Source organism: Streptomyces sp. NPDC049879, assembly GCF_044461265.1.
Classification (GTDB): domain Bacteria; phylum Actinomycetota; class Actinomycetes; order Streptomycetales; family Streptomycetaceae; genus Streptomyces.
Window position 1 is genome coordinate 1,205,637 of record NZ_JBITKT010000001.1, and the last position, 16,074, is coordinate 1,221,710.

At 74.2% G+C, this 16,074-nt stretch carries 13 protein-coding genes; 10 read left to right on the plus strand and 3 right to left on the minus strand.

The features are described from left to right. Positions 1-9: 9 nt before the first annotated feature. From ACIBPC_RS05645 to ACIBPC_RS05655, 3 genes are all read right to left on the minus strand, one after another. Positions 10-1,311 (minus strand): DUF58 domain-containing protein, encoded by a 1,302-nt coding sequence (locus ACIBPC_RS05645; RefSeq protein ID WP_398841497.1) that lies wholly within the window; start codon positions 1,309-1,311, stop codon positions 10-12. After that, positions 1,311-2,306, minus strand: coding sequence for a MoxR family ATPase (locus ACIBPC_RS05650; RefSeq protein ID WP_362963269.1), 996 nt, complete (start codon positions 2,304-2,306; stop codon positions 1,311-1,313). The genes ACIBPC_RS05645 and ACIBPC_RS05650 overlap by 1 nt, the downstream gene beginning before the upstream one ends. A gap of 136 nt (positions 2,307-2,442) precedes the next feature. Then, the gene (locus ACIBPC_RS05655; RefSeq protein ID WP_362963267.1) at positions 2,443-2,958 is read right to left on the minus strand and encodes a carbonic anhydrase; all 516 of its coding nucleotides are present in this window, start codon (positions 2,956-2,958) and stop codon (positions 2,443-2,445) included. Between the two features lie 275 nt (positions 2,959-3,233). Between ACIBPC_RS05655 and rsmH the strand changes: the two genes are divergently transcribed. The 10 genes from rsmH to ACIBPC_RS05705 all read left to right on the plus strand — a co-directional run bounded on the left by rsmH (position 3,234) and on the right by ACIBPC_RS05705 (position 15,884). Next, a complete protein-coding gene (rsmH, locus tag ACIBPC_RS05660) occupies positions 3,234-4,208 on the plus strand; it encodes a 16S rRNA (cytosine(1402)-N(4))-methyltransferase RsmH (protein ID WP_398841499.1) in 975 nt (324 codons plus the stop codon). Position 4,209: 1 nt separating this feature from the next. Further along, positions 4,210-4,911 (plus strand): septum formation initiator family protein, encoded by a 702-nt coding sequence (locus tag ACIBPC_RS05665; RefSeq protein WP_398841500.1) that lies wholly within the window; start codon positions 4,210-4,212, stop codon positions 4,909-4,911. Next, entirely contained in the window at positions 4,908-6,779 is a 1,872-nt protein-coding gene (locus ACIBPC_RS05670) for a penicillin-binding protein 2 (protein ID WP_362963260.1), read from the plus strand. Before ACIBPC_RS05665 ends, ACIBPC_RS05670 begins: the two co-directional genes overlap by 4 nt. Before the next feature lie 74 nt (positions 6,780-6,853). Beyond that, on the plus strand, positions 6,854-8,575 hold the full coding sequence (locus ACIBPC_RS05675; RefSeq protein WP_398841501.1) for a UDP-N-acetylmuramoyl-L-alanyl-D-glutamate--2,6-diaminopimelate ligase: 1,722 nt from the start codon (positions 6,854-6,856) through the stop codon (positions 8,573-8,575). Beyond that, positions 8,572-10,008: a UDP-N-acetylmuramoyl-tripeptide--D-alanyl-D-alanine ligase gene (gene murF / locus ACIBPC_RS05680; protein ID WP_398841505.1), complete on the plus strand. Its 1,437-nt coding sequence runs from the start codon at positions 8,572-8,574 to the stop codon at positions 10,006-10,008. The genes ACIBPC_RS05675 and murF overlap by 4 nt, the downstream gene beginning before the upstream one ends. Continuing rightward, the gene (mraY, locus tag ACIBPC_RS05685) at positions 10,005-11,069 is read left to right on the plus strand and encodes a phospho-N-acetylmuramoyl-pentapeptide-transferase (RefSeq protein ID WP_362963253.1); all 1,065 of its coding nucleotides are present in this window, start codon (positions 10,005-10,007) and stop codon (positions 11,067-11,069) included. Before murF ends, mraY begins: the two co-directional genes overlap by 4 nt. Beyond that, positions 11,066-12,505, plus strand: coding sequence for a UDP-N-acetylmuramoyl-L-alanine--D-glutamate ligase (gene murD, locus ACIBPC_RS05690; RefSeq protein ID WP_398841507.1), 1,440 nt, complete (start codon positions 11,066-11,068; stop codon positions 12,503-12,505). The genes mraY and murD overlap by 4 nt, the downstream gene beginning before the upstream one ends. 48 nt (positions 12,506-12,553) lie before the next feature. Beyond that, positions 12,554-13,900, plus strand: coding sequence for a putative lipid II flippase FtsW (gene ftsW, locus ACIBPC_RS05695; RefSeq protein WP_362963249.1), 1,347 nt, complete (start codon positions 12,554-12,556; stop codon positions 13,898-13,900). A 7-nt stretch (positions 13,901-13,907) separates the two neighbouring features. Next, positions 13,908-14,999 carry an undecaprenyldiphospho-muramoylpentapeptide beta-N-acetylglucosaminyltransferase gene (gene murG, locus ACIBPC_RS05700; RefSeq protein WP_362963247.1) on the plus strand — a complete coding sequence of 364 codons (1,092 nt, stop codon included), beginning with the start codon at positions 13,908-13,910 and terminating at the stop codon, positions 14,997-14,999. Between the two features lie 84 nt (positions 15,000-15,083). Next, complete coding sequence (locus ACIBPC_RS05705; protein WP_398841508.1) at positions 15,084-15,884, plus strand: cell division protein FtsQ/DivIB; 801 nt, start codon at positions 15,084-15,086, stop codon at positions 15,882-15,884. Positions 15,885-16,074: the final 190 nt, after the last annotated feature.

Below are 16,074 nucleotides of genomic sequence, written 5' to 3' on the forward strand. Positions count from 1 at the left end.
CTCCCCCGGTCATCCGTGCCGTTCCCCCGCCTGCCCCGCCTGTTCGGCCGCCGCCTGCTGCCACACCTGCCCCAGCGGTACGCCCGGCGGGAGCGGCAGCGCCGTCCAGCCCGCCCCCCGCAGGGCCGCGACCTGCGCCGCCTCCGCCTCGGGGGCCCGCTGCCCGGCGATCACGAACACCACCGCCGCCCCCCGGCCGGGCCGCAGCCGCGCGAACGCGGCGCACTGCCCGTCGTCCAGCGCGCCCGTGAACGCGACCACGAGCCCGCCGCCCGCCGACCGCAGCACCGACTCGACCGCCTCGGGCGGCCGTTCGTCCTCCGGCTCCGCCCCGGCGAGCACGTCCATCACCAGGCCGATCCGCTCCGCCGGTTCCCGCACCTCGGTGCCAGGACCGGGCACGAGCTGCCCCGCGCCGGTCAGCAGCCGCGTCTCGTACCCCTGGTCGGCCAGGTGCCGCACCACCGACGCGGCGCCCGACACGGCCCGTTCGAACGCGGTGTCGGGCCCGGCGCCCAGGTACGCGGTCCGCCGCGTGTCCAGCAGCACGGTGCACTGCGCGCGCCGCGGCTGCTCCTCGCGGCGCACCATCAGCGCGCCCCGGTGCGCCGTCGAACGCCAGTGGACGCGCCGCAGGTCGTCGCCGTGCCGGTAGTCGCGCGGGATGATGTCGTCGTCGCCCACCGCCACGAGCCCGCGCCGCACCCCGTCGCCCGCGCCGTCCGCGTTCCCGCCGAGCCTGACGTACGGCAGCGGCTCGACGTGCGGCAGCACCGTCATCGTGTCCGACGCGCCGAACGAGCGGCTCAGCTCCGCCATCCCGAACGGGTCCGTGAGCCGCAGCTCCAGCGGCCCCAGCGGGTAGCGCCCGCGCACTTCGGAACGCACCCGGTACGTCACCTCGCGCCGCCCGCCCGGCTCGATCCTGTCCAGCACGAAGCGGGGCCGCGGCCCGAGCACGTACGGCACCCGGTCCTGGAGCAGCAGCAGGCCGCTGGGCAGCCGCCCCACGTTCTCGACACGCAGGTGCACCCGCGCCTCGCCGCCGGCGGCGACCCGGTCGGGCGTGAGCCTGCGGGCCGTCACGACGCGGCTGCGCGTGCGGTGCAGCACCAGCACGCACAGCACCGGCAGCGCCGCCAGCAGGACGCCGACGCGCAGCAGGTCGGGCTGCCCCAGCGCGTAGGAGCACAGCGCGGCGGCCAGGCCCGCGGCGACGAACGACCGGCCGCGCGTCGTCAGTCCGCCGAACGCGGCGCGCAGCGTCCCCCGTTCGTCCACGCCCGCCTCTGCTGCCACGGGCGCGGCCATCAGTAACCCCGCGTCTGCGGCTGCGCCGCGTAGGAGTCCGGCACGGGGGTGCGGCGCAGGATGTCGTAGACGATGTCCGTCGTGCTCTGCCGGTTCAGCTGCGCCTGCGCGGTGGGCAGCAGACGGTGCGCCAGGACGGGCACGGCGAGCTGCTGCACGTCGTCCGGCAGCACGAAGCCGCGCCCGGCGAGCGCCGCCGCCGCCTTCGCGGCCCGCAGCAGGTGCAGCGTCGCGCGCGGGGAGGCGCCGAGCCGCAGCTCGGGGTGCGCGCGGGTGGCCGCGGCGAGATCGACGGTGTAGCGCCGCACGGCGTCCGAGACGTGCACGCCGCGCACCACGTCGATCAGCCGCGTGACGTCCTGCGCGTGCGCGGCGGGCTTGAGCGCGTCGAGCGGCGACGCGCCGCCGTGCGACGCCAGCATCCGCAGCTCGGCGTCCTGGGCCGGGTAGCCGACGGACACGCGCGCCATGAAGCGGTCCCGCTGCGCCTCGGGCAGCGGGTAGGTGCCCTCCATCTCCACCGGGTTCTGGGTGGCGATGACCATGAACGGCTCGGGCAGCTCGTACGTGCGCCCGTCGGCCGTGACCTGCCGCTCCTCCATGGCCTCCAGGAGGGCGGACTGCGTCTTGGGCGAGGCGCGGTTGATCTCGTCGCCGATGACGATCTGCGCGAAGACGGCGCCCGGCCTGAACTCGAACTCGCCGCGCGCCTGGTCGTAGATGCTGACGCCCGTGATGTCCGACGGCAGCAGGTCGGGCGTGAACTGGATGCGCTGCATCGAACAGTCGATCGACCGCGCCAGCGCCTTGGCGAGCATCGTCTTGCCGACGCCCGGCACGTCCTCCAGCAGGAGGTGCCCCCCCGCGAGCAGTACCGTCACCGACAGCCGTACGACGTCCGGCTTGCCCTCGATCACGCTCTCCACCGCGCGCCGCACCCGGTCCGCGGTGGCGCTCAGATCGCTGAGCCTGGTCTGCTCCTCATAGGTCGTCAAGCGGCCCTCCTCGGCCCATGAACCGTGCCCCGAGCCCGGCTCGGCGCATGCGTACGGGCCACCCCGGCCGCCCCGTGCCGCGTCGGCACCGGCCGGTCGCCGCCCCCCAGCATTCTTCACACAACGGCGACGGGCGTCACCGGGCGGCGTCCTCCGCGGGGTCGATCTCGCGGAGCAGACCGGTCGTCACGTCGAACACGAAGCCGCGTACGTCCTCAGTGTGGAGGAGGAAGGGGGAAGTGCGCACCCTGGCAAGCGACTGGCGGACGTCCTGGTCCAGGTCGGTGAAGGAGTCCACCGGCCACGCCGGACGCTGCCCGACCTCCAGCTCCAGCTCGGACCTGAACTCCTCCGTCAGGTCGAGCAGACCGCACTGCGTGTGGTGGATCAGCACGACCGATTGGGTGCCGAGCCGCCGCTGGCTGATCGTCAGCGACCTGATGACGTCGTCCGTGATGACACCGCCCGCGTTGCGGATCGTGTGGCAGTCGCCCAGTTCGAGGCCGAGGGCGGCGTGCAGGTCGAGCCGGGCGTCCATGCACGCCACGATCGCCGTGCGGCGCACCGGCCGCGGGCTGGGCAGGGGAGCCGTGAAGCCGTCGGCGTAGGTGCGGTTGGCTTCGACCAGCTCGTCTGTGACCGTGTGAGACATATCTGTGAAGGTAGTACGTGAGTCCGTGGCCCGTCTCCTCCGGAGAGGTGATGAGGGTCACAGGCCCGTTCCGAAACGCGGCACACGATCAACCTCAGTGATTGACCGCGGAAACAGGTGGGCTAGTGTGACGCGCACCGGGAGGCGTACGCCCGTCACCAGTCCCATCCTTCCCGACGGTGGCCCGCGGAGCCCGCCGCAGCACGTCCGCGGACTCCCGCCCGGCCCGGGGCGTCCCCGCCGTCACCTGTCTCTCCTCCCCGTTCGGAAGGCGCATGACGACCAGCAACGACCGGCCGCCGGAAGCCCGGCACCGCCCCGTCATGCTCCAGCGGTGCCTGGACCTGCTGGCCCCCGCGCTGCGCCGTCCCGACGCGGTCGCCGTCGACTGCACCCTCGGGCTCGGCGGCCACAGCGCCGCCCTCCTCGACACCTTCCCCGACGTCCGGCTCATCGCCCTGGACCGCGACCCGGAGGCCCTGCGCCTCGCCGGGCAGCGCCTCGCCCCGTACGGCGAACGGGCGACGCTCGTGCACGCCGTGTACGACCAGCTCCCCTCCGCTCTCGCCCGGTTGGGCGTCACCCGGGTGGCGGGTGTCCTCTTCGACCTTGGCGTGTCCTCCATGCAGCTCGACGAGGCGGACCGCGGTTTCGCGTACGCGCAGGACGCGCCGCTGGACATGCGCATGGACCAGACGACGGGCCCGAGCGCCGCCGACGTCCTCAACACCTATCCGCCCGGCGAGCTGGTCCGCGTCCTGCGCGCCTACGGCGAGGAGAAGTTCGCCCGCAAGATCGTCGAAGCGGTCGTCAGGGAACGGGCCCGCGAGCCCATCACCGGCAGCGCCCGGCTCGTCGCCCTCATCCGCGACGCCCTGCCGCAGGCCGCCAAGCGCACCGGCGGCAACCCCGCCAAGCGCACGTTCCAGGCCCTGCGCATCGAGGTCAACGGCGAGCTGTCCGTGCTCGAACGGGCGCTGCCCGCCGCCGTCGGCGCCCTCGCCGTCGGCGGCCGGATCGCCGTCCTGTCCTATCACTCCCTGGAGGACCGGCTCGTGAAACGGACGCTGAGCGAGGGCGCCGCCTCCACCGCGCCCGCGGGCCTGCCCGTCGTCCCGGAGCAGTACCAGCCCCGGCTGCGGCTCCTCACGCGCGGCGCCGAGCAGCCGTCCGCAGAGGAGCTGGCCGACAACAGCCGCGCCGCCCCGGCCCGCCTGCGAGCGGCCGAACGGGTCAGGGAGGCGGTCTGACATGGCGCGCCAGCGCCCGGCGGGCCCGGGACAGACCCGGCTGCTGCGGCTCGCCGGGATGGTGCCGCGCGGCTCGTCCTCGGCGGCCCGCACCCCGTTCGTCCTGCTCATCGTGCTGCTCCTCGGCGCGGGCATGCTCGGCCTGCTGCTGCTGAACGCGTCGCTGAACGAGGGCTCGTTCGAGCTGAGCGAGCTGCGCAGGGAGACGAAGGAGCTGACGGACGAGCAGCAGGAGCTGCAGGCCGAGGTGGACGGCTGGTCGGCGCCCGACGCCCTCGCCGAGCGCGCCCGCGAGATGGGCATGGTGCCCGGCGGACCGCCCGCCTTCCTGACCGGGGACGGCGACCTGCTCGGCGAGACCGACCCCACCCCCGCGCCGAGCCCCACCCCGACCGCCACGCCCACGGACGACGCGGCCGCGCCCGAGGAGCAGGACGAGCCGTCCGCGGACGCCGGGGCGGGCACGCCGACCGGGGACCCGGCCGGTTCGCCGCCCCCGCCCGGCGAGGACACCGTGACGGGCCGCGCCGCGCCCGGCAGCGCCGCCCCGGGTACGGCGCCGTCCGCCGACACGTCCGCCGCGGCCCCCGACACGCCCGAGGACGTCGCCCCCGACAGCCCCGCCAGCCCCGACAGCACCGAGAGCACCGACGCCCCAGCTCCCGGCGAACCGACTCCCGACGACGGAGGGCCGACCCCATGACCGCCCCCCGCCCCCCGCGCCCCCGCGGCCCCCGGCGCCCCGACAGCGGCCTGCGCCTGGGCAACCCGAGGCCGCGCCTGCGCCTCGTCGGCCTCGGCCTGACGCTGATCATGGTCGCGTTCTCGGTCCGCCTCTTCCAGGTGCAGGCGGTCGGCGCCTCCTCGTACGCGGGGCAGGCCGCCGTCAACCGCTACGTCGAGGAGACCCTGACCGCACGGCGCGGCGACATCACCGACCGGAACGGCACCGCGCTCGCCACCACCGTCGACGCCTACGACATCACCGCCGACCCGCTGCTCTTCTCCGAGGAGGAGACGGGCGTGCCCGACGCGCCCGAGCAGGCCGCCGCGCTCCTCGCCCCCATCCTCGACCGCGACCAGGGCGAACTGACGGAGCTGCTGAGCCAGGACGACATCCGCTACGCCCTGCTCGCCCACCAGCGGACCCCGCAGGTCTGGAACCAGATCAAGGACCTGCGCGCCAACCTCGCCGAGCAGCAGGACAAGGGCACGGGCACCCAGGTGCTCTCCGGCATCTTCGCCGTCGAGCACGCCAAGCGCGTCTACCCGAACGACCTCCTCGCCGCGCCCGTCCTCGGCTTCGTCAACAGCGAGGGCGTCGGCAGCGGCGGCCTGGAGGCCCAGCTCGACGACCAGCTCGCGGGCGAGGACGGCAGCCTCTTCTACGCACGCTCCGGCGGCCGCCGCGTCCCCACCGCCGGGGAGCGCGAGGAGCCGGCCGTCCCCGGCACCGACGTCGAGCTGACCATCGACCGCGACATCCAGTGGGCCGCCCAGCAGGCCATCAGCGAGCAGGTCGAGGCCAGCCAGGCGGACGGCGGCTACGTCGTCGTGCAGGACACCGCCACCGGCGAACTCCTCGCCCTCGCCAGCGCCCCCGGCTTCGACCCCAACAACGTGGGCGCCGCCGACCCGGCCAACCTCGGCAACGCCGCGCTGGAGGACGCCTTCGAACTCGGCTCCACCAGCAAGGTCATCACCATGGCCGCCGTCCTGGAGGAGGAGGCGGCCACCCCGGACACGCACGTCACGGTCCCCAACCGGCTGCCGCGCGCCGACCGCCAGTTCGGCGACCACGTGGAGCACGAGACCCTCTACCTCACCCTCGCCGGGGTCCTCGCCCACTCCAGCAACATCGGCACCATCCTCGCCGCCGAACAGCTGGGCGACACCCAGCCGGAGGCCAACCGGGTGCTCCACGACTACCTGAGCGCGTTCGGCTTCGGCCGCCCCACCGGGCTCGGCTTCCCGGGCGAGACCCCGGGCATCCTGGCCCCGCCCGAGGACTGGAACGCGTCCCAGCAGTACACGATCCCGTTCGGCCAGGGCCTGTCCGTGAACGCCGTCCAGGCCGCCTCCGTGTACTCCACGGTCGCCAACGGCGGCGAACGCGTCGCCCCCACCCTCGTCCGCGCCACGACCGACGCCGACGGCCGCCGCGAGCCCGTCCCCTCACCCGAACGGACCCGCGTCGTCAGCGAAGATACGGCGCACCAGCTCACCGAGATGCTGGAGACCGTCGTGGCCAGCCCGGACGGCACCGGACACGCCGCCCAGATCCCCGGCTACCGCGTCGCGGGCAAGACCGGCACGGCCAACCGCGTGGACCCGGAAACGGGCGTCTACCGGGGCTACACGGCGTCCTTCGCCGGGTTCGCCCCCGCCGACGATCCGCGTGTCACCGTCTACTGCGTCGTCCAGAATCCGACTGAGGGCGCCTACACGGGCAGCGAGGTCTGCGGGCCGATCTTCAACGAGGTCATGCGCTTCTCGCTGGCCGCGCTCCGGGTGCCCCCGACCGGCGAGACCTTCCCCGGCCTGCCCACCACCTTCGACCCGGACGAATGACCGAACGGACCACCCGGCGGACACCCCCGCGGAAGCGACCCGACGCAGCGACAGACGAGCGGAGCGACAGGCACGTGAGAACCATCACCGACGGGTCCACCCCCGTCAGCTCGTTTGGCTCCACGCCCGCCACGGCGGGTACGCTCACCGCCGTGCCCCACGCTGATCCACATCCGCCGGCGCTCCGCCCGCGGCACGTGCGGCCCGTGCCCCTCGCGGAGCTGGCCGCTCTCCTGGGCACGGACGCCCCGCAGACCCCGCAGGACGGCCCCCGGGACGGGACGCCCGGCCACGCGGTCACCGGCATCACCCACGACTCGCGCGCCGTCCTCCCCGGCGACCTGTACGCCGCGCTGCCCGGCGCCAGCTTCCACGGCGCCGACTTCGCGCACCAGGCCGCAGGACTCGGCGCCACGGCGATCCTCGCCGACCCGAGCGGTGCAGAACGGGCCGCCGCCACCGGCCTGCCCGTCCTGGTCGTCGCCGAGCCCCGCGCCCACCTCGGCGCGCTCGCCGCCGAGATCTACGGCCACCCGGGGCGCGACCTGCTCCAGATCGGCGTCACGGGCACCTCGGGCAAGACCACCACCAGCTACCTCGTCGAGGGCGCGCTCCAGCGCGCCGCCGCCGAGGCCGCCCGCGCCGACGGCACGCCCGCGCCCGCCCCCACCGGCCTCATCGGCACCGTCGAGACCCGCATCGGCGACGAGCGCGTCAAGTCCACCCGCACCACCCCCGAGGCCACCGACCTCCAGGCGCTCTTCGCCGTCATGCGCGAACGGGGCGCCCGCGCCGTCGCCATGGAGGTCTCCAGCCACGCGCTGGTCATGGGCCGGGTGGACGGCTGCGTCTTCGACGTCGGCGTCTTCCTCAACCTCTCGCCGGAACACCTGGACTACCACCGGGACATGGAGGACTACTTCCAGGCGAAGGCCCAGCTGTTCACCCGCGCGCGCTCCCGCCGCGGCGTGGTCAACCTCGACGACGCGTACGGCCGCCGCCTCGCCGCCGAGGCCGAGGTGCCCGTCACGACCTTCTCCGCCGAAGGCCACCCCGACGCCGACTGGCGCGCCGAGGACTCCGCCGTCGGCCCGCTCGGCTCCACCTTCACCGCCGTCGCCCCCGACGGCACCCGCATCGAGGCCGCCGCCCCGCTGCCCGGCGCGTTCAACGTCGCCAACAGCCTGGCCGCCATCGCCGCCTGCGCCGCCGCCGGGATCGACCCCGCGCTCGCCGCCGAGGGCATCGCCGCCGTCCCCGGCGTCCCCGGCCGCCTCGAACGCGTGGACGCCGGCCAGCCGTACCTCGCCGTGGTCGACTACGCGCACAAGACCGACGCCGTCGAGTCCGTCCTCCACGCCCTGCGCAAGGTCACGGAGGGCAGCATCCACGCCGTCCTCGGCTGCGGCGGCGACCGCGACCGCGGCAAACGCCCCGGCATGGGCGCGGCACTCGCCCGCCTCGCCGACACCGCCGTCCTGACCTCGGACAACCCCCGCTCCGAGGATCCCCTCGCGATCCTGGCCGCCATGCTGGCCGGCGCCGCCGAGGTCCCCGCCCACGAACGGGGCACCGTCCTCGTCGAGGAGGACCGCGCCGCCGCCATCGCCGCCGCCGTCGCCCGCGCGCGACCGGGCGACACGGTCCTGATCGCGGGCAAGGGGCACGAGGGCGGTCAGGACATCGCCGGAGTCATCCGGCCCTTCGACGACAGAGTGGAGCTGCGCGCCGCCATCGAGCGCGCCAGCTCGCATGCACCCCAGGAACCCGACGCCAGGCGAGGCCCGCTGAAGTGATCCCCCTTCCCGTAGCTGAGCTCATCGACGTCGTGCGGGGAGAGCCGCACGACATACCGGAGCCGCCACCCCGTATCACCGGGCCCGTGGTCATCGACTCCCGGCTCGTCGAGCCGGGGTCCCTCTTCGTGGCCCTCCCGGGCGAACGCGTGGACGGCCACGACTTCGCCGAACGGGCCGTCGCCGCGGGCGCGGCCGTCGTCCTGGCCGCGCGCCCGGTCGGCGTCCCCGCGGTCGTCGTGGACGATGTCGTCGGCGCGCTCAGCGCGCTGGCGCGGCACGTCGTCGCGAAGCTCGCGCCCACCGTCGTCGCCCTCACCGGCTCCGCGGGCAAGACGAGCACCAAGGACCTGATCGCCCAGCTGCTGCGCACCACGGGCCCCACGGTCTGGACGCCCGGCTCCTTCAACAACGAGATCGGCATGCCCCTCACCGCGCTGAGCACCGAGGAGTCCACCCGCTATCTCGTCCTGGAGATGGGCGCGCGCGGCATCGGCCACATCCGCGACCTCACGCGGCTCACCCCGCCGCGCATCGGCGCGGTGCTCAACGTCGGGTCCGCGCACATCGGCGAGTTCGGCGACAAGGAGACCATCGCGCGCGCCAAGGGCGAGCTGGTCGAGGCGCTGCCCCCGGCCGCCGAGGGCGGCGTCGCCGTGCTCAACGCGGACGACCCGCTCGTCCGCGCCATGGCGGACCGCACGCGGGCGCGCGTCGTCCTGTTCGGCGAGTCGGCGGACGCGGCGGTCCGCGCCGAGGACACGCGGCTGACCCCCGCGGGCACCCCGGCGTTCCGCCTGCGGACCCCCACCGGGTACGCCGACGTGACGATGCGGCTGTACGGTGAGCACCACGTGTCGAACGCGCTTGCCGCTGCGGCTGTTGCGCATGAGGTAGGCATGTCCGCGGAGGCGATCGCCGAAACACTGTCCGCCGCGGGCCCGTTGTCCCGGTGGCGCATGGAGGTCACCGAGCGGCCTGACGGCGTGACGGTCGTCAACGACGCCTACAACGCCAACCCCGAGTCGATGCGGGCCGCGCTGCGCACGCTCGCCGCGATGGGCGGGGCCGTGAAGGACAGGGGGGGCCGGACCTGGGCGGTGCTCGGCCCGATGGCCGAGCTGGGCGACGACGCGTTCGCCGAGCACGACGCGGTCGGGCGGCTCGCCGTCCGGCTCAACGTCAGCAAGCTCGTGTCCGTGGGCGGCCGTGAGGCCGCCTGGCTGGACATGGGCGCCAAGAACGAGGGTTCGTGGGGTGAGGAGTCGGTGCACGTGTCCGACGCTCGGGCAGCGGTCGAGCTGCTGCGCGCTGAGCTGAGGCCGGGGGACGTCGTCCTGGTGAAGGCGTCGCGGTCCGCGGCGCTGGAACAGGTGGCGCTCGGACTGCTGGACGACACCGGGACGACCGATGGCGAGGTCGCCGCCCGATGAGGCAGATCCTCTTCTCCGGTGCCATCGGACTCTTCCTGACCCTGGTCGGCACCCCGCTCCTGATCAAGCTGCTCGCCCGCAAGGGATACGGCCAGTACATCCGCGACGACGGCCCGCGCGACCACCACAGCAAGCGCGGCACCCCGACGATGGGCGGCATCGCCTTCATCCTCGCCACGCTCATCGCGTACGCCGTCACCAAGGTCGCCACCGGCGAACCGCCGTCGATCTCCGGCCTGCTCGTCCTCTTCCTGATGGCGGGCATGGGCCTCGTCGGCTTCCTCGACGACTACATCAAGATCGTCCGCCGCCGCAGCCTCGGCCTGCGGGCCGGGGCGAAGATGCTGGGCCAGTTCACCGTCGGCGTCGCCTTCGCGATCCTCTCGCTGAACTTCGCGGACTCCCGCGGCCTCACCCCCGCCTCGACCCACCTGTCGTTCACCCAGGACTTCTCCTGGTCGATCGGCCCGGTGCTGTTCGTCGTCTGGGCGCTGTTCATGATCCTGGCGATGTCGAACGGCGTGAACCTGACGGACGGTCTGGACGGCCTCGCCACCGGCGCGTCCGTCATGGTCTTCGGCGCCTACGTCTTCATCGGCGTCTGGCAGTACGGCCAGACCTGCTCCGAGTTCCTCACCGCGGGGGCGGCCTGCTACGAGGTACGGGACCCGCTCGACGCGGCCGTCGTCGCCGCCGCGCTGATGGGAGCGCTCTTCGGCTTCCTGTGGTGGAACACCTCACCGGCCAAGATCTTCATGGGCGACACCGGCTCGCTGGCCCTCGGCGGCGCGATCGCGGGCCTCGCCATCGTCTCCCGCACGCAGCTGCTGATGGCCGTCCTCGGCGGCCTGTTCGTCCTCATCACGATGTCGGTGGTCATCCAGGTCGGCTCCTTCCGCATGACCCGCCGCCGCGTCTTCAAGATGGCGCCGCTCCAGCACCACTTCGAGCTGAAGGGCTGGAGCGAGGTCCTGGTCGTGGTCCGCTTCTGGATCATCCAGGGCATGTGCGTCATCGTCGGTATCGGCATCTTCTACGGCACCTGGGTGGCGGACTGGTGAGCGAGTTCTCCGGACAGCGGATCACCGTGGCCGGCCTCGGCGTGAGCGGCGTGAGCGCCGCCCGCGCCCTGGCCGGGCTCGGCGCCCTCGTCACCGTCGTGGACGGCGGCGACGGGCCGCGGCAGCGCGCCCGCGCCGCCGAACTCGCCGCCGAGGGCATCGAGACGCGGCCCGGGGACGGCGACACCCTGCCCAAGGCGACCGACCTGGTCGTCACCTCGCCCGGCTGGCGGCCGGACAGCCCGCTGTTCGCCGCCGCCGCGGCGGCGGGCGTGGAAGTCGTCGGCGATGTGGAGATCGCCTGGCGGCTGCGCGGCCCGGACGCCGCGCCCTGGCTGGCCGTCACCGGCACCAACGGCAAGACCACCACCGTGCGCATGCTCGCCGCCATCCTCGGCGCGGCGGGCCTGCGCACGGCCGCCGTCGGCAACATCGGCACGCCCATCGTGGACGTCGTGCGCGCCGACCCGGCGTACGACGTGCTGGCCGTCGAGCTGTCCAGCTACCAGCTGCACTGGGCGCCCTCCGTCCGCGCGCACTCGGCCGCCGTCCTCAACCTGGCGCCCGACCACATCGACTGGCACGGCTCCATGGAGGCGTACGCGGCCGACAAGGGCAGGATCTACGAGGGCAACGCCGTCGCCTGCGTCTACAACGCCGCCGACCCCGCCACCGAGGCCCTGGTCCGCGCCGCCGACGTCACCGAGGGCTGCCGCGCCGTCGCCTTCACGCTGGGCACGCCGGACATCTCCCAACTGGGCGTCGTGGACGGCATCCTGGTGGACCGCGCGTTCCTCGACGACCGGCGCGAGCGCGCCCAGGAACTGGCGACCACCGACGACATCGACGCCGCCTCCTCCCAGCCGGCCGCGCCCCACAACATCGCCAACGCCCTGGCCGCCGCCGCCCTGGCGCGCGCCTACGGCGTCCCGCCCCGGGCCGTACGCGACGGCCTGCGCGCCTTCCGCCCCGACCCGCACCGCATCGAACACGTCGCGGACGTCGACGGCGTGGCCTGGGTGGACGACTCCAAGGCCACCAACACCCACGCCGCCGAGGCGTCCCTCGCGGCCTACCCCTCGGTCGTGTGGATCGCGGGCGGCCTCGCCAAGGGCGCCGCCTTCGACGACCTGGCCGCGGGCGCCGCGGGGCGCCTGCGCGGCGTCGTCCTGATCGGCGCCGACCGGCGCCTCATCGCGGACGCGCTCGCGCGACACGCCCCGGATGTGCCGGTCGTGGACCTCGACCGGACCGACACTGGGGCGATGGCGGCGGCGGTCCACGAGGCGGCACGGCTCGCCCGGCCGGGGGACACCGTCCTGATGGCCCCTGCCTGTGCCTCGATGGACATGTTCGCCAACTACAACGAGCGCGGCGACGCCTTCGCCGCGGCCGTCAGAACCCTGGCCGCCGGCCGGGGCGGGCACGAGGAGTAGCCCCCGGTGGCCGCGGACCGCCGGGGACGGGGCCGAGGAGGGGTCGAGATGACGCGAGCGCCACGACCGGCGGCGACCGATCCGGTACGGCGCGGACGCGCCGCCACACGCCCCCTCCCGCCCCCGCGCCCCGCGGCGCGCGCCTTCGGGCGCCCGGGGCCGCCCCGCAGCCCCAAGGCCCTCGACCGGCTGCGCCGCGCCTGGGACCGCCCCCTCACCGCGTACTACGTGGTGCTGGGCACGAGCCTGCTCATCACGTTCCTCGGCCTCGTGATGGTCTTCTCCGCCTCGCAGATCCAGGCGCTGCGCTACGACCTGCCCGCCACCCACTACTTCCGCAAGCAGCTGCTCGCCGCCGTGCTCGGCACGGTCCTGCTGCTCGTCGCCTCCCGCGTCCCCGTCCGCCTGCTGCGCGCCCTCACCTACCCCTTCCTCGCCTGCACGGTCGTGCTGCTGGTGCTCGTCCAGGTGCCGGGCATCGGCGTGCGGATCAACGGCAGCACCAACTGGATCGCCATCGGCGGCTCGTTCCAGATCCAGCCCAGTGAATTCGCCAAGCTGGCCCTGCTGCTGTGGGGCGGCGACCTGCTCGCCAGGAAGGGCGACAAGAACCTCCTCACGCAGTGGCGGCACCTGCTGGTCCCGCTCATCCCGGGCGCGCTGCTGGTCTGCGGCCTCGTGATGGTCGGCGGCGACATGGGCACGGTGGTCATCATCGTCGCCGTCGTCTTCGCCCTGCTGTGGCTCGCGGGCGCGCCCACCCGCCTGTTCGTCGGCGTCATCGGCACGGTCGCCGTCCTCGGCGCCCTCTTCATCGTCACGAGCGCGCACCGCATGGAACGGCTCGCCTGCCTCGGCGCCACCGATCCTGGACCGAACGACAACTGCTGGCAGGCCGTGCACGGCATCTACGCGCTGGCGTCCGGCGGCTGGTTCGGCTCGGGCCTCGGCGCGAGTGTGGAGAAATGGGGCGAACTGCCCGAGCCGCACACCGACTTCATCTTCGCCATCACCGGTGAGGAACTGGGCCTGATGGGGACGCTGTCGGTGCTCGGCCTCTTCGCGGCTCTAGGCTATGCGGGTATCCGCGTGGCAGGGCGCACGGACGACCCGTTCGTCAGGTATGCCGCGGGAGGGGTCACGGCGTGGCTCATGACCCAGACCGTGATCAACATCGGCGCGGTGCTGGGCCTGCTGCCCATCGCCGGTGTGCCGCTCCCGCTGTTCTCCTACGGCGGCTCGGCCCTGCTGCCCACCATGTTCGCCATCGGACTGCTGATCGCCTTCGCGCGCAGCGATCCGGCGGCCAGGGCGGCGATGGCCGCGCGGGGACCCCGGCTCAGAAGGAAGACGATGGGACGGCTCCGCAAGCGGGCGCCGTCCGGAGAGCGGTGAAATACCGGTGCATGTTGTTCTCGCCGGCGGGGGGACCGCCGGCCACATCGAGCCAGCGCTCGCCCTCGCGGACGCCCTGCGCAGGTACGACCCGACCGTGGGCATCACCGCCCTCGGCACGGAGCGCGGCCTTGAGACCCGGCTGGTGCCGGAGCGCGGCTACGAACTCGGCCTCATCCCGGCGGTCCCGCTGCCCCGCAAGCCGACGCCGGAGCTGTTCACCGTGCCCGGCAGGCTGCGCGGCACGGTGAAGGCGGCCGAGGAGATCATCGAACGCACCAAGGCCGACTGCGTGATCGGCTTCGGCGGATACGTCGCCCTGCCCGGCTACTTCGCCGCCCGCCGCCAGCGCGTCCCGATCGTGGTGCACGAGGCGAACGCCCGCCCCGGGCTCGCCAACAAGATCGGCGCCCGCTACACCCGCTTCGTCGCGGTCTCGACGCCGGACAGCAAGCTGCGGAACGCCCGTTACATCGGCATCCCGCTGCGCCGTTCCATCGCGACCCTCGACCGCGCCGCGATGCGCGACCAGGCCCGCGCCTACTTCGGCCTCGACCACAACCTGCCGACGCTGCTGGTCTCCGGCGGCTCCCAGGGCGCGCGGCGGCTGAACGAGGTGATCGCGAGCGCCGTCCCCGTCCTCCAGCGCTCCGGCGTGCAGGTCCTCCACGCGGTCGGCCCGAAGAACGAACTGCCGCAGGTGGACACGATGCCCGGGATGCCCCCTTACATCCCGCTATCGTATGTGGACCGCATGGACCTCGCGTACGCGGCGGCCGACATGATGCTCTGCCGCGCGGGCGCGATGACCGTCGCCGAACTGTCCGCCGTCGGGCTGCCGGCCGCCTATGTCCCGCTGCCGATCGGCAACGGCGAGCAGCGGCTCAACGCGCAGCCGGTCGTCCGGGCGGGCGGCGGCGTCCTCGTGGACGACGCGGAGCTGACGCCGGAGTGGGTGCGGGGCAACGTGCTCCCCGTCCTCACCGACCCGGCCAGGCTGCACGCGATGTCCAGGGCCGCCACGGAGTTCGGCCGCCGGGACGCCGACGACCTGCTCGTCGGGATGGTCCACGAGGCGATCGCCGCGCGCCGGGCCTGACCCCCGGCACACGGCGCGGCACGGGCAGCACGGCACAGGGCAGCAGGGCACAGGGCACAGCGCGCGAACGGGAGCTGAGGGAGCGTGGCCGGAACGACAACCGCCCAGCGGGGCGGGCAGAGCCGCACCGGCCCGCCCCCGGCCCCCGGCCGCCTGGCGCGCCTCCTGCGCCCCCGGGGCCGCCGCCTCCTCGTCCTGGCCCTCGTCCTCACCGCCGCGCTCGGCGGCTTCGGCACCTGGGCGCTGTACGGCTCCGGCTGGCTGCGCGTCGAGGACGTCGCCGTCGAGCGCGACGGGGGGCCAGGCGAGCTGACGGAGGCCCAGCTCCTCGAAGCCGCCGCCGTCCCGGTCGGCTCCCCGATGGCCTCGCTGGACACCGGCGCGGTCCGCGACCGGCTGCTCGCCGCGCTGCCCCGCCTGAAGTCGGCCGACGTCGAACGCTCCTGGCCGCACGGCGTCTCGCTGCGGGTCACCGAGCGCGAGGCGGCGCTGCTCCAGGCCACCGGCGACGGCTTCAGCGAGGTGGACGAGGACGGCGTCGCGTTCGCCGAGATCCCGGAGGCGCTCCCCGGCGTGCCGGTGCTCGAACTCGACCTGTCCGACAGCCCGTCGGCCCGCCGCTTCGGCGAGGAGCGGGTGCGCGGCGCGGCCGTCTCGGTCGTCCGCGCCCTGCCGGACGCGGTGCGCGAGGACCTGCGCCGGGTCCGCGCGACGTCGTACGACGCCATCACCCTCGAACTGTCCGGCGACCGGACCGTGCGGTGGGGCAGCGCCGAGCGGGCGGGGGAGAAGGCGGACGCCCTGACGGCGGTGCTGGAAGCGGCGCCCGACGCGGCCCACTTCGACGTGAGCGCCCCCAGCGTGCCCGCGGTGGCAGGGCCTTGACCGGATCGACCGGCTTGACCGGGTTGACGCCCCGTCACGTCGTCGCAGGTCGGGCCCCTGGTTGGTGCGCCCGCGCGTGATCACATAGGGTGAAAAGAAAAGCAGGAGGTCCGGCGTGTTCGTTGAACGCCCACCAGTTATCGACTTAGTGTCCGTTCCGAGGAATACAAGGAACGACAAGCACAGGTAA